Annotated in this window: 1 protein-coding gene; it reads right to left on the reverse strand. The window is 43.5% G+C overall.

Translation table 11 applies throughout. The annotated features are described in order from the left end of the window. Positions 1-354, reverse strand: a 354-nt coding sequence (locus AC07WY_RS21470; RefSeq protein ID WP_494737079.1) for an MBG domain-containing protein, incomplete at both ends; no start/stop codon positions are given.

Raw genomic sequence — 354 nt, forward strand, 5'->3', positions numbered from 1 at the left:
GCGATATCTAATGAACCATCCACAAAGCTTAGCTCGTAGTTCTTGTCTAGACCTGTTGCGGTGTTAACATATTTGCCTGCATCTTTAGCAGTCACCGTTGCACTGACACCTGAGAGTACTGATTCAGTTTCACCATTGACCAAACCTGTCGCAGTAAAGCCCCCAACTGTTTGATCTTTACCGTTATAGGTGGTTGATACACTATTGGCAGTTACTGTAGCTTTGGCTTTGGCGATATCTAAAGCCCCATCAACAAAGCTTAAATCATAATTCTTATCTAGACCTGTTGCGGTGTTAACATATTTGCCTGCATCTTTAGCAGTCACCGTTGCACTGACACCTGAGAGTACTGAC

The organism is Acinetobacter sp. GW821-FHT01C12, assembly GCF_059422625.1.